Origin of the sequence: Paraburkholderia sp. BCC1884, assembly GCF_900996225.1 — a bacterium.
GTDB lineage: Bacteria > Pseudomonadota > Gammaproteobacteria > Burkholderiales > Burkholderiaceae > Paraburkholderia.
The window spans coordinates 104,024-125,481 of sequence record NZ_CAAJGL010000011.1; the positions used below are offsets into that span (position 1 = coordinate 104,024).

18 protein-coding genes and 1 pseudogene are annotated in these 21,458 nt (G+C 62.3%); 6 read left to right on the top strand and 13 right to left on the bottom strand.

The genetic code is table 11. From position 1 onward, the window contains the following. Positions 1-25 precede the first annotated feature (25 nt). The 8 genes from tssH to FQ705_RS00540 form a co-directional block, all read right to left on the bottom strand. Positions 26-2,701 carry a type VI secretion system ATPase TssH gene (gene tssH / locus FQ705_RS00505; protein ID WP_144137515.1) on the bottom strand — a complete coding sequence of 892 codons (2,676 nt, stop codon included), beginning with the start codon at positions 2,699-2,701 and terminating at the stop codon, positions 26-28. Positions 2,702-2,736: 35 nt separating this feature from the next. Then, the gene (gene tssG / locus FQ705_RS00510) at positions 2,737-3,831 is read right to left on the bottom strand and encodes a type VI secretion system baseplate subunit TssG (RefSeq protein WP_144137516.1); all 1,095 of its coding nucleotides are present in this window, start codon (positions 3,829-3,831) and stop codon (positions 2,737-2,739) included. Continuing rightward, on the bottom strand, positions 3,795-5,633 hold the full coding sequence (gene tssF / locus FQ705_RS00515) for a type VI secretion system baseplate subunit TssF (protein WP_144137517.1): 1,839 nt from the start codon (positions 5,631-5,633) through the stop codon (positions 3,795-3,797). Before tssF ends, tssG begins: the two co-directional genes overlap by 37 nt. Before the next feature lie 114 nt (positions 5,634-5,747). After that, complete coding sequence (tssE, locus tag FQ705_RS00520) at positions 5,748-6,227, bottom strand: type VI secretion system baseplate subunit TssE (RefSeq protein WP_144137518.1); 480 nt, start codon at positions 6,225-6,227, stop codon at positions 5,748-5,750. 85 nt (positions 6,228-6,312) lie between these two features. Further along, entirely contained in the window at positions 6,313-6,816 is a 504-nt protein-coding gene (locus tag FQ705_RS00525) for an Hcp family type VI secretion system effector (RefSeq protein WP_144137519.1), read from the bottom strand. A gap of 72 nt (positions 6,817-6,888) precedes the next feature. Further along, the gene (gene tssC, locus FQ705_RS00530; protein ID WP_144137520.1) at positions 6,889-8,379 is read right to left on the bottom strand and encodes a type VI secretion system contractile sheath large subunit; all 1,491 of its coding nucleotides are present in this window, start codon (positions 8,377-8,379) and stop codon (positions 6,889-6,891) included. Positions 8,380-8,393: 14 nt separating this feature from the next. Further along, complete coding sequence (gene tssB, locus FQ705_RS00535; RefSeq protein WP_144137521.1) at positions 8,394-8,921, bottom strand: type VI secretion system contractile sheath small subunit; 528 nt, start codon at positions 8,919-8,921, stop codon at positions 8,394-8,396. Between the two features lie 37 nt (positions 8,922-8,958). Next, complete coding sequence (locus FQ705_RS00540; protein WP_144137522.1) at positions 8,959-9,639, bottom strand: tetratricopeptide repeat protein; 681 nt, start codon at positions 9,637-9,639, stop codon at positions 8,959-8,961. Positions 9,640-10,002: 363 nt separating this feature from the next. On the opposite strand from FQ705_RS00540, the gene tssJ reads away from it, so the two are divergent. The 3 genes from tssJ to icmH all read left to right on the top strand — a co-directional run bounded on the left by tssJ (position 10,003) and on the right by icmH (position 12,860). Continuing rightward, complete coding sequence (tssJ, locus tag FQ705_RS00545) at positions 10,003-10,629, top strand: type VI secretion system lipoprotein TssJ (protein ID WP_144137630.1); 627 nt, start codon at positions 10,003-10,005, stop codon at positions 10,627-10,629. 108 nt (positions 10,630-10,737) lie between these two features. Continuing rightward, complete coding sequence (gene tssK, locus FQ705_RS00550; RefSeq protein ID WP_144137523.1) at positions 10,738-12,084, top strand: type VI secretion system baseplate subunit TssK; 1,347 nt, start codon at positions 10,738-10,740, stop codon at positions 12,082-12,084. Further along, positions 12,081-12,860 (top strand): type IVB secretion system protein IcmH/DotU, encoded by a 780-nt coding sequence (gene icmH, locus FQ705_RS00555; RefSeq protein WP_144137524.1) that lies wholly within the window; start codon positions 12,081-12,083, stop codon positions 12,858-12,860. The genes tssK and icmH overlap by 4 nt, the downstream gene beginning before the upstream one ends. Before the next feature lie 68 nt (positions 12,861-12,928). Here the strand turns inward: icmH and zwf are convergent, their stop codons facing one another. The 5 genes from zwf to FQ705_RS00580 all read right to left on the bottom strand — a co-directional run bounded on the left by zwf (position 12,929) and on the right by FQ705_RS00580 (position 18,504). Further along, complete coding sequence (gene zwf / locus FQ705_RS00560) at positions 12,929-14,410, bottom strand: glucose-6-phosphate dehydrogenase (protein WP_144137525.1); 1,482 nt, start codon at positions 14,408-14,410, stop codon at positions 12,929-12,931. Positions 14,411-14,626: 216 nt separating this feature from the next. After that, on the bottom strand, positions 14,627-15,562 hold the full coding sequence (gene lhpI, locus FQ705_RS00565; RefSeq protein WP_144137526.1) for a bifunctional Delta(1)-pyrroline-2-carboxylate/Delta(1)-piperideine-2-carboxylate reductase: 936 nt from the start codon (positions 15,560-15,562) through the stop codon (positions 14,627-14,629). 61 nt (positions 15,563-15,623) lie between these two features. Beyond that, positions 15,624-16,721, bottom strand: a complete 1,098-nt coding sequence (locus FQ705_RS00570) for a potassium channel family protein (RefSeq protein ID WP_144137527.1) — start codon at positions 16,719-16,721, stop codon at positions 15,624-15,626. A 90-nt stretch (positions 16,722-16,811) separates the two neighbouring features. Beyond that, positions 16,812-17,063 (bottom strand): hypothetical protein, encoded by a 252-nt coding sequence (locus tag FQ705_RS00575; RefSeq protein WP_144137631.1) that lies wholly within the window; start codon positions 17,061-17,063, stop codon positions 16,812-16,814. A 100-nt stretch (positions 17,064-17,163) separates the two neighbouring features. Beyond that, positions 17,164-18,504, bottom strand: coding sequence for an NAD(P)/FAD-dependent oxidoreductase (locus tag FQ705_RS00580; protein ID WP_144137528.1), 1,341 nt, complete (start codon positions 18,502-18,504; stop codon positions 17,164-17,166). A gap of 220 nt (positions 18,505-18,724) precedes the next feature. Between FQ705_RS00580 and FQ705_RS00585 the strand changes: the two genes are divergently transcribed. The 3 genes and pseudogenes from FQ705_RS00585 to FQ705_RS00595 all read left to right on the top strand — a co-directional run bounded on the left by FQ705_RS00585 (position 18,725) and on the right by FQ705_RS00595 (position 21,435). After that, the gene (locus FQ705_RS00585) at positions 18,725-18,985 is read left to right on the top strand and encodes a helix-turn-helix transcriptional regulator (protein WP_144137529.1); all 261 of its coding nucleotides are present in this window, start codon (positions 18,725-18,727) and stop codon (positions 18,983-18,985) included. Positions 18,986-18,987: 2 nt separating this feature from the next. Then, positions 18,988-20,327: pseudogene (locus tag FQ705_RS00590) on the top strand (type II toxin-antitoxin system HipA family toxin). 253 nt (positions 20,328-20,580) lie between these two features. After that, positions 20,581-21,435, top strand: coding sequence for a helix-turn-helix domain-containing protein (locus tag FQ705_RS00595; RefSeq protein ID WP_144137530.1), 855 nt, complete (start codon positions 20,581-20,583; stop codon positions 21,433-21,435). The last annotated feature ends 23 nt before the right edge of the window (positions 21,436-21,458 follow it).

The following is a 21,458-nucleotide window of genomic DNA, read 5'->3' on the forward strand; positions in this document are numbered from 1 at the left end:
GTACGGCATTGAACAGGTGAGGCGCTCACACCACGGTGTAATCGAATTCGCCGGCATCGCTCGCACGCACGGCAATCCGTTCGATCGCCGCGCCGTTCGCGATCCGTTCGAGCACTTGCTGCGCCACTTCCGGCAGCAGCGTGCCGTTCAGAATGTGATCGACATTGCGCGCGCCGGAGTCCACTTCGGTGCAGCGCGCGAGCACGGCATCGACGAGCGAGTCGTCCCACTCGAACACCGCCTTGTGATTCGACTCGATGCGCCGGCGAATCCGTTCGAGCTTCAGGTCGATGATCTCAGCGAGCACGTCGTCGGAAATCGGGTAGTACGGCACCACTTTCATACGACCGAGAAAAGCCGGTTTGAAGGTCTTGTACAGTTGCGGGCGCAAAGTCTCGGCGAGTGCGTCGACGTCCGGCAATTCGTCGGCGCTTTTGTTCAGGCACGCCTGCATCACCGCCTGCGAGCCGACGTTCGAGGTCAGAATGATGAGCGTGTTGCGGAAATCGATCTCGCGGCCTTCGGCATCGTCCATGGTGCCCTTGTCGAACACCTGGAAGAACATTTCGAGCACGTCGGGGTGGGCCTTTTCGACCTCGTCGAGCAGCACCACCGAGTACGGATTGCGGCGCACCGCTTCGGTCAGCACGCCGCCTTCGCCGTAACCCACGTAGCCCGGAGGCGAGCCTTTCAGGCCGGAAACGCTGTGCGCTTCCTGATACTCGCTCATGTTGATGGTGACCATCTTGCGCTCGCCGCCGTACAACACGTCGGCGAGCGCAAGCGCCGTTTCGGTTTTGCCGACGCCCGATGGCCCGACGAACATGAACACGCCGCGCGGCTTGTTCGGATCTTCGAGATTCGCGCTGGCAGTGCGCACGCGCTGGGCGATTGCGTCGAGCGCATGGTCCTGGCCAATCACACGCGCAGCCAGCAGCGGTTGCAGATTCAGCACGGTCTGGATCTCGTCCTTGACCATGCGGCCGAGCGGAATGCCAGTCCACGAGGCGACGATTTCGGCGACCACGTGGCCGTCGACCTGCAAGGGCACCATCGGCTGCCCGCCTTGCAGCGCTTGCAATTCGGCCACGCGCACGGCGAGCGTTTCGCGGGCGAGTTGCGCCTTAGCGGCCTGCTCCGCGTCAGCACTGCTCACACGCGACGCGTCGATATCCGCGCGCAAACCAACGATCTCCGTCACCAGCGCGCGTTCTTTGTCGTAGCGCGCTTCGTCTTCGGCCAGATCCTCGAGGTCTTCTTCACGCAACTCGCGCAATGCGGCGAGCCGCTCGTCGTGCACCGCGCCGCTCGCCGCTTCGCGTTCCAGCGCGGCGATTTCCGCGTCGATACGTTCGAGTCGTTTCTTCGTGTCGTCGATCGCCGCCGGTGTCGAACTGTGAGCGAGCGCCACTTTCGCGCAAGCGGTGTCGAGCACGCTGATCGCCTTGTCCGGCAGTTGCCGTCCGCTGATGTAGCGATGCGACAGACGCACGGCTTCGGTAATCGCATCGTCGAGCACGCGCACGTTGAAATGCTTTTCCATCAAGCCCGACATGCCGCGCAGCATCGCGGCGGCCAGTGTCTCGCCCGGTTCCTCGATCTTCACGACCTGGAAGCGCCGCGCGAGCGCCGCGTCTTTCTCGAAGTACTTCTTGTACTCGCTCCACGTGGTCGCCGCGATGGTGCGCAACTCACCGCGCGCCAGGGCGGGTTTCAGCAGGTTCGCCGCGTCGTTCTGGCCGGCCTGGCCGCCGGCGCCAATGATCGTATGCGCTTCATCGATGAACAGAATGATCGGATGCGGGCTCTTCTTCACCTCGTCGATCACGTTTTTCAGGCGGTTTTCGAACTCGCCTTTGACGCTCGCGCCGGCTTGCAGCAGGCCCATGTCGAGTACGTGCAGCGCCACGCCTTTGAGCGGCGCGGGGACATCGCCGGCGGCAATGCGCAGCGCGAGACCTTCGACCACCGCGGTTTTGCCGACACCCGCCTCGCCCGTCATGATCGGGTTGTTCTGGCGTCGGCGCATCAGGATATCGATGGTCTGGCGAATCTCGCCTTCTCGGCCGATCACCGGATCGATCTTGCCCTCGCGAGCCCGTTGTGTGAGATTGCTGGTGTACGTATCAAGCGCGGGCGTTGTCGAGGGCGCGCCCGAAACGACGTCGGCTGCCGTGGTGTCGTTTGTGTGCGCCTCTGGGCTTTCCGTTGCGTTGCCGCGTTCGATTTCGCGCGACCCCATGGTCAGCTCGTCGAACTTGTGCTTAAGGTCGGTCACGCGCACCTCGCGCAGCAACGGCGACATGCGCTCGGCAAATTGCGCGAGATCCGGCGCAGTCAGCAGCGCGAGCAGCAAATGCCCGGAGCGGATCCGTCCAATCTGCGAATCGAGCGACGCAATCAACCACGCCTGTTCGAGCAGTTCGATCAGATGCCTGGAGAACACCGGCGTGCGCGTATTGCCGGTTTTCAGCCGCTGCAACTCACTTTCCACATCGGAGCTCAATGCATGCACGTCGATCCGGCTGGCGCGCAACGCCAGCGAGACATCGCTCGCCGGTTCATCCAGCAAGGCCAGCAGCAGATGCTCCAGGTCGACCTCATAGTGACCGCGCGCGAGGCAGTTGTTGGCCGCGAGCAACGCCGCCTGCCGGCAGGTCGGATTCAGTTTGGCGATGAGAGTGTTGAGGGACGTGCTCATGTCGTGCGATCCAGGTCCAGGGTTATTCGTTATGGTCAGTGAATCACGTGCAATTCGTAGCGGGCATCCGCGCGATCTTCAGCAGCTTGCCGCGTGCAGAGAAAGGCGTCCCAGCCGAGACGCGCGCCCTGGCTCAACAGGCTCGGTCCGACTTCCTCGCGGCGCAGCACCAGCGACACTTCGTATTCAAGCGTGACGCCTGCCAGCAACGTCAGCATGCGTTCGAGCGCCACCGCCCGGTCCGCGCCCGGCAAGAACGCTTCGTAGTCGGCTTTGTCGAGCGGGCCGATCACGAGACGGGCTCGCATGTCACGCTGCCAGACCCGCTCGCCGGCCAGGGCGGTCGCGCCCAGTGTCGCGTTGACGCCGCCGAGCACGGTCAGTTGATCGCGCGGCACGTCGTACCATTTGCCGATGAACTGCTCGACGCGCACCCGCACCTTGAAATACTCCGACAACGTGCGCTGCAGATAAGCCGCCGACACCGGCCGATGCCGCGCGGCCAGCGCGTATCCGGCAATCGCCTCGTCGAACAGCGCGCCTTCGCCGCCTTGCAGGCTGTTGCGTGTGTCTTCGTCGGCGACGCCGGCGAGCGCGAGCAACAGCGGCAGATAGCGCTCGTCGCGATCCAGTTCGTAGTGAAACGGCAAGCGGTATTTCTTCCACGCCGCGTAGAACAGCGCGGTCGCGCGATTGGAAAACACGTCGAAGAATTCGCGTGCGGCACGGTCGCGCCTGATCTGCTCGCGCTCGATGATCTGCTCGGTGTAGTGCAGCGGCAATGCGCCCTGCCCACCGAGCAAACCGAAAAAGGCCGGCGTGATATCCACTTTATCCAGCGAACCGTCTTCGAGCGCCGCAGTGCGTTGCGCTTTCTCCTTCAGCGCGGCGCCATCGGAATCGTAGGACTGCGCGCCGTGAATCTCGCTCGGCGGAAACGACATCGACAGCGAATTGCGAAAGGCAATCCGCTGCGCCACGATCTCGCCCGGGCGACCCGTTTGGGATGGCGAGCGCTGCGAGAACCACTTCTCGAGAATCCGTACCGCCTGAAAAAATTCGAAGCGATGGGGTTCGTCGAGAAGCTGCTCGACTACGCCAGGATCGATTCGCCGCTGCGCGGTTTGCATCGCAAAATCTCCTCACCCGTGCGCTTCGACACGACGACCAGTTGCACAAAGCTGTTCAGATGCACGTACAGTCCGAAAAAAGTATCGATCACGCGCACGAACGAAGCGAGACTCGTGCCGACAAAATGCTCTTCGTCGATCGTCAGGCGGATCTCGATACCACGCACGAAGGTGGCGAACGGTTTGCCCGGCAGCCATTGCACGGCGCCGCGCTGTTCAATACCCACCAGACCGTCGATATGCCGCGCCGACACCGCCGTGCGCCGCAAATCGTAGAGCACCAGCATTTCCTTGAACGCCGACAATCCGCTATTGGAGAGCGACACGTGATTCAAGGCCAGATGCGAAATCAGCCGCCAATGCGAGGCCCGGCCGCGCTCGAAGCGCACGCTCGGCGTAGGCCGGCGCAACATCGAAATGCTGCCGGTCAGCGAGCCGCCTTCCAGAAACAGATCGCCGCCTTCGAGACCGACCGCGAGACCCGCGGGCAAATCTCGATTCGTACACGTGAGATCCAGACTCAACGTATCCGTTTGCGGCGCAGCCGGTTCGAAGTCGATATCGACGATCGATATCTCGGTCTCGTAGCCGGGGCTTTTCTGTGCGACCCAATCGTTGCGACGCGCGAACCAGTAATGTCCCGCACGCGCCGCTTCACCGTGATGCAGCGAGTAGAACGGCCGGAATTCGATCACCGATTCTTCGTGTGCCTGCTGCCTCACGAGCTTCACCGAGTCGATCGAGTAGACCTCGTAGGCGAACGCGCGGCGGGCCTCGGCGATCACCGGGTACGAAATCGCCTGGTGGCTGATACGGATCGGCTCGCCGTGCTGTTCGAACAGGTTGACCACCGGGGTGCAGAACAGCCGGAAATGATGTGCGGCCAACGAGTCGAGCAGGCGCGCGACGTGCGAATCGCTGCGCACATCCTTGAGCACGATATGCAGCGTCAGACGCTGGCACCGGCCGCTTGCGCGCGTCATTGCGGCGAGATCGAAATCGGCGAAATTGAATTTCTCGGGGAACGCGAAGTATTCGGTCAGCAGCCGGTACGCCGGATGCGATCTGGCCGGATAGTCGATCAGCGCGTCGTCTTCGTCGAAGCCCGCTTGCACGAGCGGCGAGTTGCGCAACGGGGTCCACACGCCGCGCCGGTCGGCCTCGACATAGGTGGCCATGGCATTGATGAACAGGCAATCCGCCAGCGCCGCGATGAACGACTGTTCGCCATGCAAATGCGTGCGGAGTGCGCCGACTTTGAGTGCGGAAAGGTCGAGTTGCGCGGCGGTCGATTCGAACGTGATCGACACCATCGCCGTGGCATTGGCGGGCAGCACGGTCGCACTCGGCGCCATCGCCACCGACGTGTATTTCGCTTCCGAAATGCGCACGGGCGCCAGCGTGACGTCATAAGCCGTGCGAAAGCGGCACTGCACGCCGCGAATCGGCCGCGACTTCAACTCGGTGCCGCGCTCCACGCACACGGGCTCGGTGAGATGACTGAGCGCGGCGGACGTGCCCAACTGCGCGATCGAGCACGACGGAAACGGCCGCAGATAGTGCGGATATAGCACTTCCAGCAGCGCTTCGGTGAATTCGGGGTAGTCGTCGTCGAGTTTCTTGTTGATGCGCGCGCCCAGCAAGGCGAACGATTCGATCATCCGCTCGACATGCGGATCTTCACAGTGCTCGCCGGACATGGCGAGGCGCGCCGCGATCTTCGGATAGCGCTCGGCGAAATCGCGCGAATAGCGCCGCAGAAATGACAACTCGCGCTCGTAATACGGCAGCAATTCTTCCATCGATCTATCCCCGGACCTGAACCTTCTCCGCCCAATCTTTCACCACTGTGGCGCGTGTCGGTGGCGGCAAAAAGCGGTACTCATACACAACCCGGCAACAGCTAAACCACCGGGCTACAGCTTCGCGCGAGCGCGCGACACCGAATATTGCAGCGTGGACGGTTGCAGCATCGCATCGAAACTCACCGGTTCTTCCGCCGGATGCACGACCAGCAGCGCCTGAATCGCGAAGTTCAGCGCATTGGTCGATTGTTCATTCAGTTCGAGCGTGACCGCCACTTGTTGCAGGCGCGGCTCGTGCCGTGCAATCGCCTGTTGAATCGACTTGCAGATAAACGTGCGGTCATAATGACTCGCGAGGCTCAAGCCCGCGAAATCGTTCAGCCCATACGTGAGCACCGAGCGCTGACATTCAGGCAGCGCCGCCAGTTCGTGCTCCGTCAGTGCGATGCGCGTATTCAGAATCGCTTCGACGTCGCGTGCGACCGTGCTTTTCAATTCATCCAACGACAACTGCCGCATCGCCGCAGAAGCCGGCAGATGCGGTTCGTCGTCGAACAGCTTGTCGAGAAAGCTGGGTTCGAAGCGTTTCATCAGCGTCCGAAGAACCGGATCGATGCGCGGCGCACACCACATGTGACAGCTCTTTCAAGCCACCCGTGCCGCGTGCGCCCGTGCATCAGACCGCGTACGTCTTGTCGTTCTTCGTCAGGCTCCACGCGCCTTGCGCATTGCCGCCCTGGTTGCCGCCGATCTTCTGCTGCGTGTACTTCCACTGCACCGCAGCGTACTTCAGCGAGAACTGTTCGGTCGGCAAGCCTTCGCCCACCACGCTCGGCGTCGCGCTCGAAATGATCACGTACTTGAGCTTCACTTCCAGGTACTTGATGCGGTTGCCTTCGCCGTCCGAGCGCATGAAGTCGATCGTGACTTCGTCGAACGTCGTGCCGCCCGAGGCGTGTTGATAGATCAACGGGCTGACCACGTCGATATCTTTGGTGAACTGCATGTCGGCGTGTTCGCAACGCTCGGACGTGTGACCGCCCGCAGTCGATGCGGTTGCCGAACGCGGTTGCGTGATCGCGTGGCTCCACGAATCGATTTCGATCCAGCCGGCATGATCCTTATCAGCGGATTCGCCCTTGATGGCCGGATTGCCGAATTTTAAATAGATATCCTTCATAACTCATCGCTCCCCAAAGAGGTGGTTTTAGCAGTGAACCCGTGCGGCCGGCACGGGCTCCCTGATTTTCATTTATGAATTGGCCGGCTTCGGCAAATCTGCGACCAGTCGCAACGAGATCGACAGTTCGTCCAACTGGAAGTGCGGACGCAGGAATGCGACCGAACGATAGGCACCCGGCTTGCCCGGGATTTCGGAAACCTGAATCGACGCCTCACGCAGCGGAAACTGCGCCTTCTGCTCCTGAGTCGCGTTGTCGTCGAGCAGCACGTACTGCGAGATCCAACGGTTCAGGAAAACTTCGACGTTCTGCGCCGAAGCGAAGCTGCCGATCTTGTCGCGCATCATCGCCTTCAGGTAGTGCGCCACGCGCGATACCGAGAAGATGTATTGCAATTGCGCGGACAGCACGGCATTCGCGTTCGCGCTGTCGGTGCTGTACTTCTTCGGCTTTTGCACCGACTGCGCAGCGAAGAACGCGGCGTAGTCCGAGTTCTTGCAGTGCACGAGCGGAATGAAACCGAGGTCGCTCAGTTCCTTTTCGCGGCGGTCGGTGATCGCGATTTCGGTCGGGCACTTCAGCGCGACTTCGCCGTCGTCGGTCTTGAACGTGTGGGTGGGCAGATCTTCGACCAGACCGCCGCCTTCCACACCGCGAATCGCCGCGCACCAGCCGAAGTCGTCGAATGCGGCCGTCAGCCGTGCGGCGAACGCCCACGCTGCGTTACACCACAGATATTTGCTGTGATCCGTGCCGTCCACCTCTTCGACGAAGTTAAAGCCTTCCGCCGTGGCGCCGTCTTTCGGATTGAACGGCAGGCGACCGAGAAAGCGCGGCAGTGTGAGACCCACGTAGCGCGAATCTTCGGCGTCGCGAAAGGATTTCCACTTGGCGTATTCGACCGTGTCGAACACCTTGCCGAGATCGCGCGGCTTGCCGAGATCGGCGAACGTTTCGAGACCCAGCAACTCCGGCGAGGCCGAAGCGATAAACGGCGCGTGCGCTGCCGCCGCGACATGCGACATCTGCTCGATGAAGTACACGTCTTCCGGCTGGCGCGTCACTTCGAAGTCGCCGATGATCGTGCCGAACGGCGCGCCGCCGAAGGTGCCGAATTCTTCTTCGTAGACCTTCTTGAAGAGCGCGCTCTGATCGAATTCGATCGCGGTCTTGAAGTCGCGCACGAGGTCGCGCTTGGGCGCGTGCAGCGCCTTGATCTTGACCGTGGCGCCCGTGTTGCTCTCTTTGCACAGATAGTCCAGACCGCGCCACGTGCTTTCCATCCGCTGGAATTCCGCCGCGTGCATCACCGCGCTCAACTGCGAGGAAATCAGGCGGTCGAGTTCGGCGACGCGCGCGTCGATGGTTGCCGACAGGTTGTCGGACACCACCACCGTGCCGTCGAGCACCTCGCGCACGAGTTCGCCGATCAGGTCTTTCGCGCGCGCATGCTCGGAATCGGACTTCGCCACGCGGCTTTTCTCGACGATCTCGTCGAGCAGCGTGGATTCCGTACCGCCTTGCGCGGTGGCGAGTTGGGCTGCTGCCGTTTGCTGGTTCATCTCACACCCCGTGCTTATTCGCCCTGCTTGTCGTGGTCGGCCGCGTGGCCCTGGTCTTTCGCCAGGGTTTGCAGCTGCTGCGTGTTGTTGAGCACTTCGCTCAGCAGGTCTTCGAGTTTGTCGTTACCCGCGAGCTTGTTGCGCAGATCGGCGAGCTTCGAACGGGCTTCGAGCAGACGTCGCAACGGTTCGATTTGCGCGACCACTTCGTCGGGATTGAAATCGGCCATCGACTTGAAGCGCAGATCGACCGCGAATTTGCCACCCGCTTCGCTCAGGCGGTTTTCCACCTGAAACGCGGCGCGCGGCTCGATCGCCTTCATCACGTCGTCGAAATTGTCGCGGTCGATATTGACGAACTTGCGATCGCGCAGTTTGGGCTGCTCGACTTCGGATTGCCCGGCCAGATCGGCGACCACGCCGACGACGAACGGCAACTCCTTCACCTCGATCGCATCGCCGCGCTCGACCTCATAGGTCAACTGAACGCGGGGCGGCCGCACTTTTTGCAAGCGTTTCTGAATGCTTTCTTTCTTCGCCATCGTCGGCTCCCGGATGCGAGTGGATCAGGCCTGTGGATCAGCGCAGCGCGCTGAACGGATCGGACGCGCCGCCGCTTTGCGCGGCTTTGGCGGGTGCTGCCGGCGCCGCCGGTGCGGCGGGCGCAGCCGGCGTGGGGGCCGGAGCCGCCGCACCGGTAGTGGCGTCCGGCGCCTCGGCGGGCTTGCCCTTGGCGACGTGGCGCACGTAGCGCTTCTTTTTCACCACCGGCTTGTCGCTCGGATCGGGCGGGAACAGCGTGGCTTCGCCGAGCGTGTCGCGCAACTGCCTGGCAAGCGCCTGAGCGTCCGACTTCGCGTCGCCCGCGAGCGAGGCGTCCTGACGCAATTCGCCGAGCGATTGCGTGGCGACGCGCAGGCCGGCCACGGCCAGCACGCTCTTCGCCTGACGATCGGTCTGATCGCGCTGCAGCGCTTCTTGCGCGGCGACGATAGCCTGACCGTAATGACCCTGCGTGAACTGGATCTGTGCAATGCGCGACCACGGCTCTTCACGCGTCGGGTCGGTTTTGGAAAGATCTTGATAAAGCGCAATGGCGCGATCCTGATCGCCGCCCTTGGCGACCGTATCGGCGTCGGCGAGTTGCTTATTAAAAGCCTCAGGTGTGGTCGCCACGTTGTTGCCTTGTGTCGCGCAACCGGCCATCACGCCGCATGCCAACACGACCCCAGATAGTTTTACTAACAGACGCTCATTCATCGTTTTTCACCGACGTGCGAATTTTTTAATTCAAGGAGAAACCGGAGTTTTGCTTTGCTTCAAGTGCGCGGGTATAGTACAGGCCAATTTTCGATAATTCAACTTTCGTGTGAAGTAGCATTGCACAAAAAAAATCCGTGCTGATCATTTAAAGCAAACATGCAGAAATTGTTTCCGGCTCCAATAGTACGCATACGTCGTGCGGAAAAAATTTCCACTCGCTGACGGTAGAAAAGCATGCGCCGTCCAGTGGATGCACTTTGCATAAATAGGCATTACGTGGCATGACGTTGCTGCGAATTTGCCGATTTGATTTCGTTATCGATGTTTAGACGGGGAGCGGCGTCGAGCCGGTCGATGTATATGAATTCGCGCGTTATTCGCTATGCATCGTTATTGATTGCCAATGCTGCCGCGTGCGCCGCTCTGGGCGGCTGCGCGGCCGGTGTAACCGTGCTGGGAGCCGCTGCCAGCGCGGCGTTGCAGGCAAGCGGTCTCGGCAAACCGGAGGTTCCGGACGCCCAGAAGCCGCCCCGCAATGTCGGTCTCACGTTATTTGCGGCGCCCAATCTGAATGCCGCAAATGACAGAAAACCATTGGCGCTGGTTGTCCGGCTTTACGTGCTCAAAGACCCGACTTCATTCCAGCAGGCGCCATTCGACGCCTTTACCGATCCCGCCAGGGAGAAAACTACGCTCGGCGGCGATTTGCTGGGCGTACGCGAAGTTACGCTGATCCCGGGCCAGCGTTACGTGGTTACCGAAAAAGTCTCGCGTGAAGCGCAGGCATTCGGTATCGTCGCTTTATTCCGCGATCCGGCGATGCAACGTTGGAAATTCGCTTTCGACCCGGCGAAGTCGGAGAAATCCGGCATAATGATTGGCCTGCATAATTGCGCAATGACGGTGACCAATGGCACCGTGATCCCGCCAGAACAGGGGTTGCCTGCCCAGCAGTTGAATATGCTTTCTTCGGTTAGCTGCGGTTAAAGATGCCGGAAGAATACGATTTAACATCTTTTAAAGAATTAACAATGCGGCGCCCGAATCGTTTGTCGCCGGGCGTGTCACACGCTGAACGCATATAACAGGTTTGAGATGAGTTATTCAGCAAAAGTGCTCTGGGGGGAAGGCCTGTTTCTCAGGCCTCAGCATTTTCAGCGGCAGGATGCCTATCACGAGGCGCGCCTGTTCGAATCGATCCAGGCCATCCAGCCGTACAACTGGGGGGTGCGCTCGGCGCGCTTCGACCGCGACGCGCTCGGCAGCAATGTGCTGCGGGTCAGCGAACTCTCGCTGGTGTTTCCGGATGGCGCGCTCTACTCCGCGCCCCAGGCCGACGGCTTGCCGCCGCCCATCGCGCTCGACACGCTGCCCGACGGCATCAACGAATTCACGTTTTATCTGGCGCTGCATCCGCTGCGTGAAAACGGCGCGAATTATTCGCAAGACAGCAACGCGGGTTTCGTATCGCGTTTCGTGAGCGAGCAAACGCCGGTGGCCGATCATTTCACCGACGCCGCCGAAGCCGACATCACCTTTCTGAAAACGTGCGTCAAACTCGTCGCCCACAGTGAGCCGCGCGATCAGCTGCTGTCGGTGCCGCTCGTGCGCGTGCGGCGCACGGCCACCTCGGGTTTCGAAATCGACGACACGTTCGTGCCGCCCTGCCTCGCGATCGACGCCTCGCCGATCCTGCATCAACGCCTGCGTCAACTGATCGACGCGTTGCAGGCGAAGGTCAACGCGCTATACGGTTTTCATCGCGAGCCGACCAAGAACATCATCGAGTTCCGTTCCGGCGACATCGCATCGTTCTGGCTGCTGCATACCGCGAGCGCGGCGTTTGCGTCGCTCGCGCATCTGTACCAGCATTCGGCGCTGCATCCCGAGCGGCTCTTCCAGGAACTGCTGCGCCTTGCCGGTCAGTTGATGACCTTCTCGAAGGGCTATGCACTGTCCGATCTGCCGCCCTACCGGCACGACGATCCGGGCCCCGGCTTCGCGCGTCTCGACACGATTCTGCGCGATCTGCTCGAAACCGTGATCTCCACGCGCTACTTCGCGATCGGGCTCGAAGAAGTGCGGCCGTCGTTCCATGCGGGCCGCCTCGACTCGGGCAAGATCGACGACAAGACGCTGTTCTACATCGCGGTGTCGGCGGATATGCCGACGGCCGAGCTCGTCGAAGCGGTGCCCGCGCGCTTCAAGGTCGGCGCACCCGACGACGTCGACAAGCTGGTGCTCTCGGCGATGCCCGGCGTGCGGCTCGTCTACACGCCACAAGTGCCGCCCGCCATTCCGGTGCGCCCCGGCGCGTGCTACTTCTCGTTCGAATCGCGCGGCGCGCTGTATGACCGCATGTTGCAGGCCCAGTCGGCAATGATCTACGCGCCGTCGGGCATCAACGATCTTCAACTCGAACTGATCGCCGTCACATCATGAGCTACGCGCCTTCTCTCTTCGGCGGCAGCACGCCCGCCACGACGCCCGCCCCCGCGATCGAGCCGAGCTATCAGGTCCGCTCGCTGCTCGACCTGCTGTACGACGGCTTCTTCATGCTGTTCCTGTTGAAGAACGGCCGCGAACCGGGCGACGCGCAGGAATTCAGTCAGCGCATCCAGCAGTTCCTCGGCGACTTCGAGCGCGGTGCGAAAAAACTGAATGCGTCGGCCGAAGATGTCTACGCGTCGAAGTTTGCGTTCTGTGCGGCGATCGACGAATCGGTGCTGTCGTCCACGTTCAGGGTCCGTACCGAGTGGGAGCGTCGTCCTCTGCAACTGGTGCTGTTCGGCGAACAACTGGCGGGCGAGAAATTCTTCCAGTATCTCGAGGAATGCCGTGCACAAGGCGCGGCGCGCCTGCAATCGCTCGAGGTGTTTCACATGTGTCTGCTGCTCGGTTTCCAGGGCAAGTATCTGCTCGAAGGACCAGAAAAGCTCGCGTATCTGACCGCACGCATCGGCGACGAAATCGCGCATCTGAAGGGCAAACGCGCACCGTTCGCGCCGCATTGGCCGCTGCCCGATCAGGTCGCGCACCGTCTGAAGCGCGAGGTGCCGTTGTGGTCGATCGGCGCGGTGTTTGCGCTGGTCGGCTTGCTCGCCTATCTCGGCTTGAATACGTATCTGCGCGATCAGACGCTGCGCTCGCTCGCGCCGTATTCGCAGGTGGTCAAACTCGGTCCGCAATCGGCGACATTGACAATCTCGTTGCCCTGAACGCACTGCCCGCCACATGAAAAAAGCCCGCTAGATAGCGGGCTTTTTCACATTGGCCACTGAACCGCTTACTCCGATTCTTCCGCCCACACGGCATTTTCGCGCGCCATCAGCGCGGTGGAGGCCGACGGCCCGAACGTGCCCGCCGTATAGCCACGCGGACGCTCGCCCGACTTGCCCCAGCCTGCCAGAATCGGCTCGGCCCATGCCCATGCCGCTTCGAGTTCGTCGCGTCGCATGAAATGCGTGAGACGCCCGCGAATCACGTCGATCAGCAAACGCTCATACGCTTCCGCGCGACGCTCGGTGAAGGCCTGCTGCAAATCCAGATTCAGATTCACCGGCAACATATGCATGCCGCTGCCCGGTTCTTTCGCGAGCACCTGCAACTGGATCGACTCTTCCGGCTGCAACTGGATCACGAGACGATTGCCGTTATTGCGGCCGTTCTGCGGAAAGATCGAAAACGGCAATTCCGCGAATTCGATGACGATCTCCGACACCTTCTTCTGCATCCGCTTGCCGGTGCGCAGGAAAAACGGCACATGCGCCCAGCGCCAGTTGTTGATGTGGGCGCGCAACGCGACGAAGGTTTCCGCGCGGCTGCCGGCCGGCACGTTCTCTTCTTCGAGGTAACCCTTCACTGCCTCGCCGTCCACCGCGCCGGCGGTGTACTGGCCGCGCACGGTATCGCGCGAGATATCTTCCGGGGTCATCGGACGCAGCGAACGCAACACCTTGAGTTTTTCGTCGCGCACCGCGTCGGGATCGAGCGAGACCGGCGGCTCCATCGCGACGATGCACAGCAGTTGCAGCAAGTGGTTCTGCACCATGTCGCGCAGTGCGCCGGTCTTATCGTAAAAGCCCGCGCGCGTGCCCACGCCGACCGTTTCCGCCACCGTGATCTGCACACTCTTGATATACGGCGCCTGCCAGAGCGGCCCGAAAATCGGATTGCCGAAGCGCAGCACCATCAGGTTCTGCACGGTCTCCTTGCCGAGGTAGTGGTCGATCCGGTAGATCTGCGCTTCGCTGAAATGCTTGCCGACCGCCGTGTTGATCTCCTGCGCCGAGGCCAGATCGTGGCCCAGCGGCTTTTCGAGCACGACCCGCGAATTGCCGTCGATCAGCCCCGCCGAGGCCAGGTTATCGCAGATGTTGGTGAACAGATCCGGCGACGTGGCGAGATAGAACACGCGGCACACGCCTTCGCGCGAGACTTCCTTGAGGCGCTGATAGTCCTCTGCCGAGTCGACGTCCATGCGCACATACTCGAACAGCGCGAGGAATTTGTCCCACGCCGCGGCGTCAAAGGCCTTCTTTTCGATGAAGGGCTTGGCCTTCAACTCCATGAATTCGTTGATGTACTCTTCCCGCGACCAGGGCTTGCGGCCGATCGTGAGAATGCGGGTGTCCGGCGGCAGATTGCAGTGCAGATGCGCCATATAGAGCGCGGGCAGCAGCTTGCGGAACGACAGGTCGCCGGTGCCGCCGAAGATGATCATGTCGAGCGGCAAGTCGGGAGTAGCAGAAGCGTGATGGGTCGTCATAGCGCGGTCGCAGCGTCGTGAGGGATAAGGCTTCGGTAAAGGGCAGAAAAAAGCTTAAGCGGGGCACGAGCGCCGGCGGACCGGCACTTTTTTCTGGCAAACGCCTATGGTGCAACGTTTTGAGATTGTTTGCACGGCAACATGCGCCTCAGGTTGGCGCAATATGCCAACTTGTCCCACATCGCGCGTGTTTTGCGCCTTCTTTATCCCCTGCTTTCAAGCGTTTTTCAAACTCTCCCGCGCCACGCGGCAGGCCGCGAGGTCCCAAGCGGCGCAGCCGACGCTTTTAAATACGATCGGTCGTTCTGCCGGCAGCAAGGCCGCGTTCTCCAGCACCGCGGCGATTGCCCCGACTGCATGCCAATCGACGCCGGCCTGAATGAAGTCGCCCGCTTCGTGCCGGGCGCCGGCTTCGTCGTCGACGAATAGCGCGCTGCCGCCGAGCGTGTGCGCGCCGATCTCAACCATCGCGGGGGTGAACGCGCCGACGCCGATCACCAACCGCCCGACGTGCGCGGCTTCGTCATAGACCGCCTGGCGGCTGGTGGTCAACGTTATCACCACGTCGATCGATGCCGGAATCGCGCCGTCGGACGCCAACAACGGCTTTACCTCGCGGGCCACGCCGCGATGCGTGGCGCAGAACGCCTCGGCGCGCGCGGGCGCACTGCCCTTGACCCACACGCGGGCATCGGGAAACAGTTCGCCGATCGCCTCCAGATGATTGAGCGCCTGCGTGCCGGTGCCGATCAGCAGGAATTCGCGCGGCGTGTCCATGGCGAGCGTTTTGACACCGAGCATCGACATGGCCGCCGTGCGGCGTCCGGTGACCGTGGGACCGTCGAGGATGAAGAGCGTCTCGCCGGTGTCCGCGTCGAAGCTCATGACCTGGCCGTGGATGGTCGGCAACTCGCGCGCGCGGTTACTCGCGCACACGTTGACCAGTTTGTGGATCGCCAGATCGGGCGCGGTGGCCGGCATCGATAGCATGATGCCGCCTGCGTTGAGCGGCACGACCAGCCGCTCGGGGCTCCTGATGCGCTGCTGCGCGTAATCGATGCTCGCGCACTTCAGGGCGTCGACGAGTGCTGCGTAGGGAATCAGCCGGGCGGTCGCGGCGGCGTCGAAAATCTGCGTGGTCGGGCGCGTCATGAGCAGGAAGTTCCAGTCCTTGTAAAAGCTTGAGTGGGGATTTTTAGCTCGCCAAAAAACATCAGTCAGGCGCTGGCGCGCGGCGTGACGACTGAATCACCATCAACAGATCGCCCGCCTCGATCGGACAGGGCTCGTCTTCGTAAAACGACAGCACGCGGCCCGCGCGCACGAGGCCGACCACTACCGCGCCGGGCAACGCATTGCTCCAGCGCCCCACCTCCTGCGCGTCGGCGGGACGCTCCACCAGATTGACGCGGCCGCGCGCCGACAGCATATCGTTGACGAACGGCACGATGTAGTCGCTTTCCACCGCGTCGGCGAGCAGCAGGCCGCCGATCTTGGTGGACGACACGATCACATTCGCGCCGGCCTGGCGCAACTGGCGCTGATAGGTCTGCTCCTGAATCCTCACGACGATCTTGGTGTCCGGCGCGACGCTGCGCACGGTGAGCGTGAGGAGGATCGCGGTGGCGTCGTCGGTGACGGCGATGATCACGGCCTTGGCGATGCGCACCTGCGCCTGCTGCAACAGGTCCTCGCGCGACGGATCGCCGAGCAGCCCGGCCACGCCCAAACCGGTGGCCGCTTCGAGCACCGTCTGCTGAGGATCGATCACCACGATCGATTGCGCCGGGAAGCCGCTTTCCAGCAACTCGCGCACCGCGACGGACCCGCTCAACCCGTAGCCGCAAATCACGACGTGATCGCTCAGTTGTTTTTGCAGGCGTTTCATGCGGAATTCCTCGATGACGCGTTGAATGACGAACTGATAGGCGGTGCCGAGAAAGATGAACCAGATCACGATACGGATCGGCACGATGAAGAAGGCGTCGATCAATCTCGCGCGAGCGGTGACGGGCACGATGTCGCCGTAACCGACCGTGGCGACGGTGACCATGGTGAAGTACATCAGGTCGACAATGCCGAGCACCTTGCGGTTGGCATCGCGCAGGCCGTCCCGGTCGAGATAGAGCACGGCGAAGGCGAGCACACACAGCCCGAGCACGAGATAGATGCGATGCAGCAGTATTCGCTGGGGCGACGAGGCGGGACGCGTGAACAGCGTGCGGGCGCGCGGCGCCTGCCACGGCGTGCGGTGGCGGCGCGACAGGCGAAAACGCGGCACACGTCGCCCCGGGTTGGGCTGATCAGGCACGCGGCGGCTCCAGGAGTCGAGGACAAGCGATTCTACGACGCCCGGCGCCCCGTGGGGCCGGATCGCGAGCCGGCCGCGCCGGCGGGGGCGTTATTGCGAGTTACTGCTGTCGTTCTGTTTTTTGCCGTCCTTGAACATCGCGCGGCAGCCTGGGCTGAGTTCGTCCAGGTGCTGCTTCATGCAGGCGGTGATTTTTTCCTTGTCGGGAATGTCGGCGGCGCAGAAATGCATCGCGTCGCCGCGACAGGCTTTGGCCTGATCGTCGCGACTGGCGGCGCTCGCCAGAGGCAACGTGCTCAAGGTCAGCAGGCAGGCGACAAACAAGGTAGAGGAGGTTCGCATCATGTCCAGTCCGTGGTGCAAGGTCGGTATCCGCTTCCAGCAGAAAACGGGCCCGATCAACGCATTCGTCGGTTGGATGCCTGAGCTTCGCCGCCGGCGCTTACAGCATACTGCGCGGCCGTTGCATCGTGCCGTCGAAGAAACGTTGCAAGCGGAAGGCGGACAGATCGAGCGAGGGCTCTTCGCCATCGTTCATTTCAGCGAGCAGCTTGCCGACGATCGGCCCCATCGCGAAGCCGTGCCCGCAGAAGCCGGTGGCGATCGTCAGGCCGCTGACCTGCGGCGGCGCGTCGATGACCGGAATGCCGTCGGGCAGCACGTCGATCAGACCGGCCCATGATTCGACCACCTGCGCGTCTTTCAAGGCGGGAAACAGGGCACGCAGTTTTTTCAACGCGCGCGGCGCGTGACCCGCGTTCGGCTGCGGATGCGGATCGCGCGGATGCAGCACACGTTCGACATCCGGCACCCCGCCCGGCAGACGCTCGCGCAGGTCACGCCAGCATGCGCCGTTCAGATGGAAGCTGAACTTCTCGCGCTGGCTCCACAGCTCCGGCAGAAACCACTTGAGCGCCCGAAAATGGCCGAGCGTCATGTCGACATCGACCTGCATGTCGTCGGCGAGGTTGATCGCGCCGTTGGCCCTTTGACGTATGCCGAGGCCGTGCCCCCAGAAGGTCGACGCAGTGACGCGCGGCAACGGATTGGTACGCATGCAGGTGCCGCGTACCGCCTGCTGCGGCAACTCGAGCCCAAGCGTTTTCAGCAGACGCCAGCTGCTGGCGCCGGCCGCGCAGATGAACCGCGAGGTGCGCAGCGTACCGCGCTCGGTCACGACGCCCGCAATTGCACCGCCCGCGCGTTCGACGCCGAGCACGCCGCAGCCTTCGAAAAAGAGCGCGCCCGCTTCGGCGGCCCGCGCCGCGAACGCGGCAGCCGCACGACGCGGCTCCGCCTGGCCGTCGCTCGGGGTGTAGAGGCCGCCGAGCGCCGGGCCTTGCATGCCGGTCACGATCGTGTCGATCTGCTTGCGATCGAGCGTGCGCGTGTCGAGCCCGTACTGACGCGCGACGTCCATCCATTGCTGGAACGAGGTCCAGTCTTCTTCCTGATTCGCGACGTAGAGGCAACCGCCCTGGCGCCATTCGAGGTCGGCATTCAGCTCGCGCTCGAGCTGTTGCCACAACGGGATGCTCGCCATCATCAGCGGCACTTCGGCAGCTTCGCGGCCTTGCTGCCGCACGAATCCCCACGCTCGCGACGACTGTTGCCCGGCAATGCGGGATTTGTCGAGCACCACCACCGAGAGGCCGCGGCGCGCCAGATAGTAGGCTGCCGCGCAGCCCATGATGCCGGCCCCGGCGATCACCACGTCGGCGTGTTTTGGAAACGCTTTGTCAGCGGAGGTGAAGCCGGTGTGCAACGGGTAAGTCGTGGTCATCGGGCTGGCAGGTGTTCGAGGTGGGCGTCATCTTCGCAGGCCGCTGGACGGTTCGCAACGCTGCCACGCCCTGATCCCGGATAGGCCGCAGATAAGCATGAGACGAGTATTTGCATTTTATTCGTTTAACGAATATTCGCATAATATCTGCTTGGCGAATATTTGACGAATATTCGTTTGGCGAATAAAATACGTTTATTCGTTTGACGGATAAATCGCCATGCTCCATTTCATCGCCAAGCCGGACCAGATGGCCCTGCTGCTCACCGCCAGCCGCAAGCAGGCCGGTCTGTCGCAGGCCGAAGCGGCCGCGCGGATCGGCGTTAGTCAGAGCCGCGTGTCAGCATGGGAAACCAACGCCACCGCGCTCACCCTCAGGCAACTGCTCGCGTTATGCGGCGTCTACGGTCTGCAACTGCAGTTGCGCGACAGGAATGCGCCGTCGCCCGAGCCTGCGCCTGCGCCGCCGGTGGAGTGGTAGGCATGGGGCGGCCAACTCACTCACGGGCGCTTTCGGTGTGGGCCAACGGCGAGCGCGTCGGCGCCTGGCGCCTGCCCGCTCGCGGTCCAACGGAATTTGCCTACGATCCCGCCTGGGTCGATTCGGCCGCCGGGCGTCCGCTGTCGTTGTCGCTGCCGTTCACGCCAGGCAACCTGGCGCAGAAAGGCCCGCGCGTGCTCAACTATTTCGACAACCTGCTGCCCGATAGCGAGGCGATCAGAAAGCGTATCGCCCAACGTTACCAGACCGACACGCTGGACAGCTTCGATCTGCTGCAAGCCATCGGCCGCGATTGCGTCGGCGCCGTCCAGTTGCTCGCCGAAGACGGCGCGCCGGAGGGTGTCGAACGGATCGAGGGCACGCCGATGTCGGAGGACGAAATCGAAACCATGCTGGCGCGTACGATCGGCAGCCCCGCGCTCGGCGCGCCCGACCAGTCCGACGACTTCCGCATCTCGCTGGCCGGCCGCAGGAGAAATCCGCGCTCTTATGGCACGAGGGAAAATGGCAACGACCGCATGGCGCTACGCCCACCACGCACATTTTCAAACTGCCGCTCGGCCTGGTCGGCAACAAGCTCGCCGACCTCAGCACCTCGGTTGAAAACGAATGGCTCTGTTTGCGGATTTTGCAGGCTTACGGACTGCCGGTTGCGCACGCACAGATGCTGACGTTCGGCAAACAGCGGGTCTTGAGCGTCGAACGTTTCGACCGGCAACTGCATTCGGGCGGGCAATGGCTGCTGCGTCTGCCGCAAGAGGATTTCTGCCAGGTGTATGGCGTGCCGTCACATCGAAAGTACGAAAACGAAGGTGGCCCCGGCGTGCTCGATCTCGCACGGATTCTTCAGCAATCGGTCGAAGCCCGCGCCGACATCGAGACCTTGCTGACCAGCCAGATCCTGTTCTGGATGCTGGCCGCGCCAGATGGTCACGCCAAGAATTTCAGCATTCGCCTGCTGGCGGGCGGCCGTTACCGGCTCACGCCGCTGTACGACGTGATGTCGATCTGGCCGGTCGAGGGCAGCGGCCCGAACCAGTGGTCGTGGTTCAAAGCGAGGCTCGCCATGGGCATGTGGTCGCGCAGCAAGCACGACGCGTTTCGCGACGTGCAGCGGCGTCACTTCAACACGATGGCACTCAAGTGCTCGTACGGCGCCGATGCCGAACCGCTGATCCAGCGCCTCATCGAACAAACGCCCGCGGTAATCGAGCGGGTCTCGGCGGAACTGCCCGAACGGTTTCCGGCCAAAGTCGCTGAACGGATTTTCAAAGGGCTGAAAAGCTCGGCGGCCAAGCTCGAAAAAATGCCGGCTAATTAGCCGGTTTCCTCCCGACATTGAGTGAGGTCATATTTCTTTTTACGGATCCCGCCCGGTTTCGTCGGTAAAATAGACCTGATGCTGAATGCATAGAAGGCTCGGCTGACCGGTTTGTTTCATAGCTCGCTCCGATGCGACTCGAAGGTAGTCTACGAAGGTACAAAAGGCGCTCTTTTTACGGTACATTTGCTGCCCCCAATGGCGGCGTCGCCACTCCCCAGCACCCCTTTAAGACGGCGGATTTTCACGCAGTATGGCCAACGAAACAAACTCACCCGACTCCATGGCGGTCGCCGAGCGCGTACGCGAGTTGATGAGCCGGCATGGAATCGGCAAACGCCAGCAAACCACTGAGCTCTGCCGGATCCTCGATCTGAGTTTTTCCCAAGGGCACCGCAAACTGCGCGGCAACAGCCCATGGACCCTCTCGCAGATCAAAAAGGTCGCCGAGGTATTCGGCGAGCCTGCCGCGCAGTTGTTCGGCGCGCAATCGCTCGATCCGGGCATGGTCGGGGCGATCGCCCAGGAGGCCGTATTCAGCATCGGTGCGATCGAGCTGGCGTGCACCGCATGGGTCGGCGCCGCGCTCGAGGCCGGCAGCCGTCCGGAGTTCGTTGCCTATTCGCGGCTCGGTCAATGGCGCGTGGCGCGCCACGACGGCACGCTGTATCAAAGCGCTTACGAAGTTCACAAGATCGAGATCTATCCGCGCCGCGCGGAGACTGACAAACCAACCATCGCCGTGGTCGACGACGACCAGGCCAGCGCCGACAACCTGCGCGACTATCTGGAGCGCAGCGGCTTCGCGGCGGTCGCGATCTACGGACTCTCGGCTTTCGCCGAACAACTGCAAACCCAGGTGTTCGACGGTATCGTGATCGACTGGCTGTTCGGCGCGCAGACCTCGGCGGCCGCGATTCGCGCCGTGCGCGCCTCGGAGAACCCGGACGCGCCGATCTTCGTGCTGACCGGCGAACTGCTGACCGGCAAAGCCAGCGAGTCGGAGATCAGCCAGGTGATCCGCAATTACGACGTCGCTTGCTATGAAAAGCCAGCGCGCATGGCGATTCTGGTCGCCGATCTGTCGAAGCGGCTCAACCGGCCGTAAGCGCTCGGGGCTGAAGCCGCGAG

What these genes read in the sequence shown, in the direction of transcription:
- tssH (WP_144137515.1), bottom strand. Translation starts at nt 2,701, where the DNA reads ATGAGCACGTCCCTCAACACTCTCATCGCCAAACTGAATCCGACCTGC.
- tssG (WP_144137516.1), bottom strand. Translation starts at nt 3,831, where the DNA reads ATGCAAACCGCGCAGCGGCGAATCGATCCTGGCGTAGTCGAGCAGCTT.
- tssF (WP_144137517.1), bottom strand. Translation starts at nt 5,633, where the DNA reads ATGGAAGAATTGCTGCCGTATTACGAGCGCGAGTTGTCATTTCTGCGG.
- tssE (WP_144137518.1), bottom strand. Translation starts at nt 6,227, where the DNA reads ATGAAACGCTTCGAACCCAGCTTTCTCGACAAGCTGTTCGACGACGAA.
- FQ705_RS00525 (WP_144137519.1), bottom strand. Translation starts at nt 6,816, where the DNA reads ATGAAGGATATCTATTTAAAATTCGGCAATCCGGCCATCAAGGGCGAA.
- tssC (WP_144137520.1), bottom strand. Translation starts at nt 8,379, where the DNA reads ATGAACCAGCAAACGGCAGCAGCCCAACTCGCCACCGCGCAAGGCGGT.
- tssB (WP_144137521.1), bottom strand. Translation starts at nt 8,921, where the DNA reads ATGGCGAAGAAAGAAAGCATTCAGAAACGCTTGCAAAAAGTGCGGCCG.
- FQ705_RS00540 (WP_144137522.1), bottom strand. Translation starts at nt 9,639, where the DNA reads ATGAATGAGCGTCTGTTAGTAAAACTATCTGGGGTCGTGTTGGCATGC.
- tssJ (WP_144137630.1), top strand. Translation starts at nt 10,003, where the DNA reads ATGAATTCGCGCGTTATTCGCTATGCATCGTTATTGATTGCCAATGCT.
- tssK (WP_144137523.1), top strand. Translation starts at nt 10,738, where the DNA reads ATGAGTTATTCAGCAAAAGTGCTCTGGGGGGAAGGCCTGTTTCTCAGG.
- icmH (WP_144137524.1), top strand. Translation starts at nt 12,081, where the DNA reads ATGAGCTACGCGCCTTCTCTCTTCGGCGGCAGCACGCCCGCCACGACG.
- zwf (WP_144137525.1), bottom strand. Translation starts at nt 14,410, where the DNA reads ATGACGACCCATCACGCTTCTGCTACTCCCGACTTGCCGCTCGACATG.
- lhpI (WP_144137526.1), bottom strand. Translation starts at nt 15,562, where the DNA reads ATGACGCGCCCGACCACGCAGATTTTCGACGCCGCCGCGACCGCCCGG.
- FQ705_RS00575 (WP_144137631.1), bottom strand. Translation starts at nt 17,063, where the DNA reads ATGCGAACCTCCTCTACCTTGTTTGTCGCCTGCCTGCTGACCTTGAGC.
- FQ705_RS00580 (WP_144137528.1), bottom strand. Translation starts at nt 18,504, where the DNA reads ATGACCACGACTTACCCGTTGCACACCGGCTTCACCTCCGCTGACAAA.
- FQ705_RS00585 (WP_144137529.1), top strand. Translation starts at nt 18,725, where the DNA reads ATGCTCCATTTCATCGCCAAGCCGGACCAGATGGCCCTGCTGCTCACC.
- FQ705_RS00595 (WP_144137530.1), top strand. Translation starts at nt 20,581, where the DNA reads ATGGCCAACGAAACAAACTCACCCGACTCCATGGCGGTCGCCGAGCGC.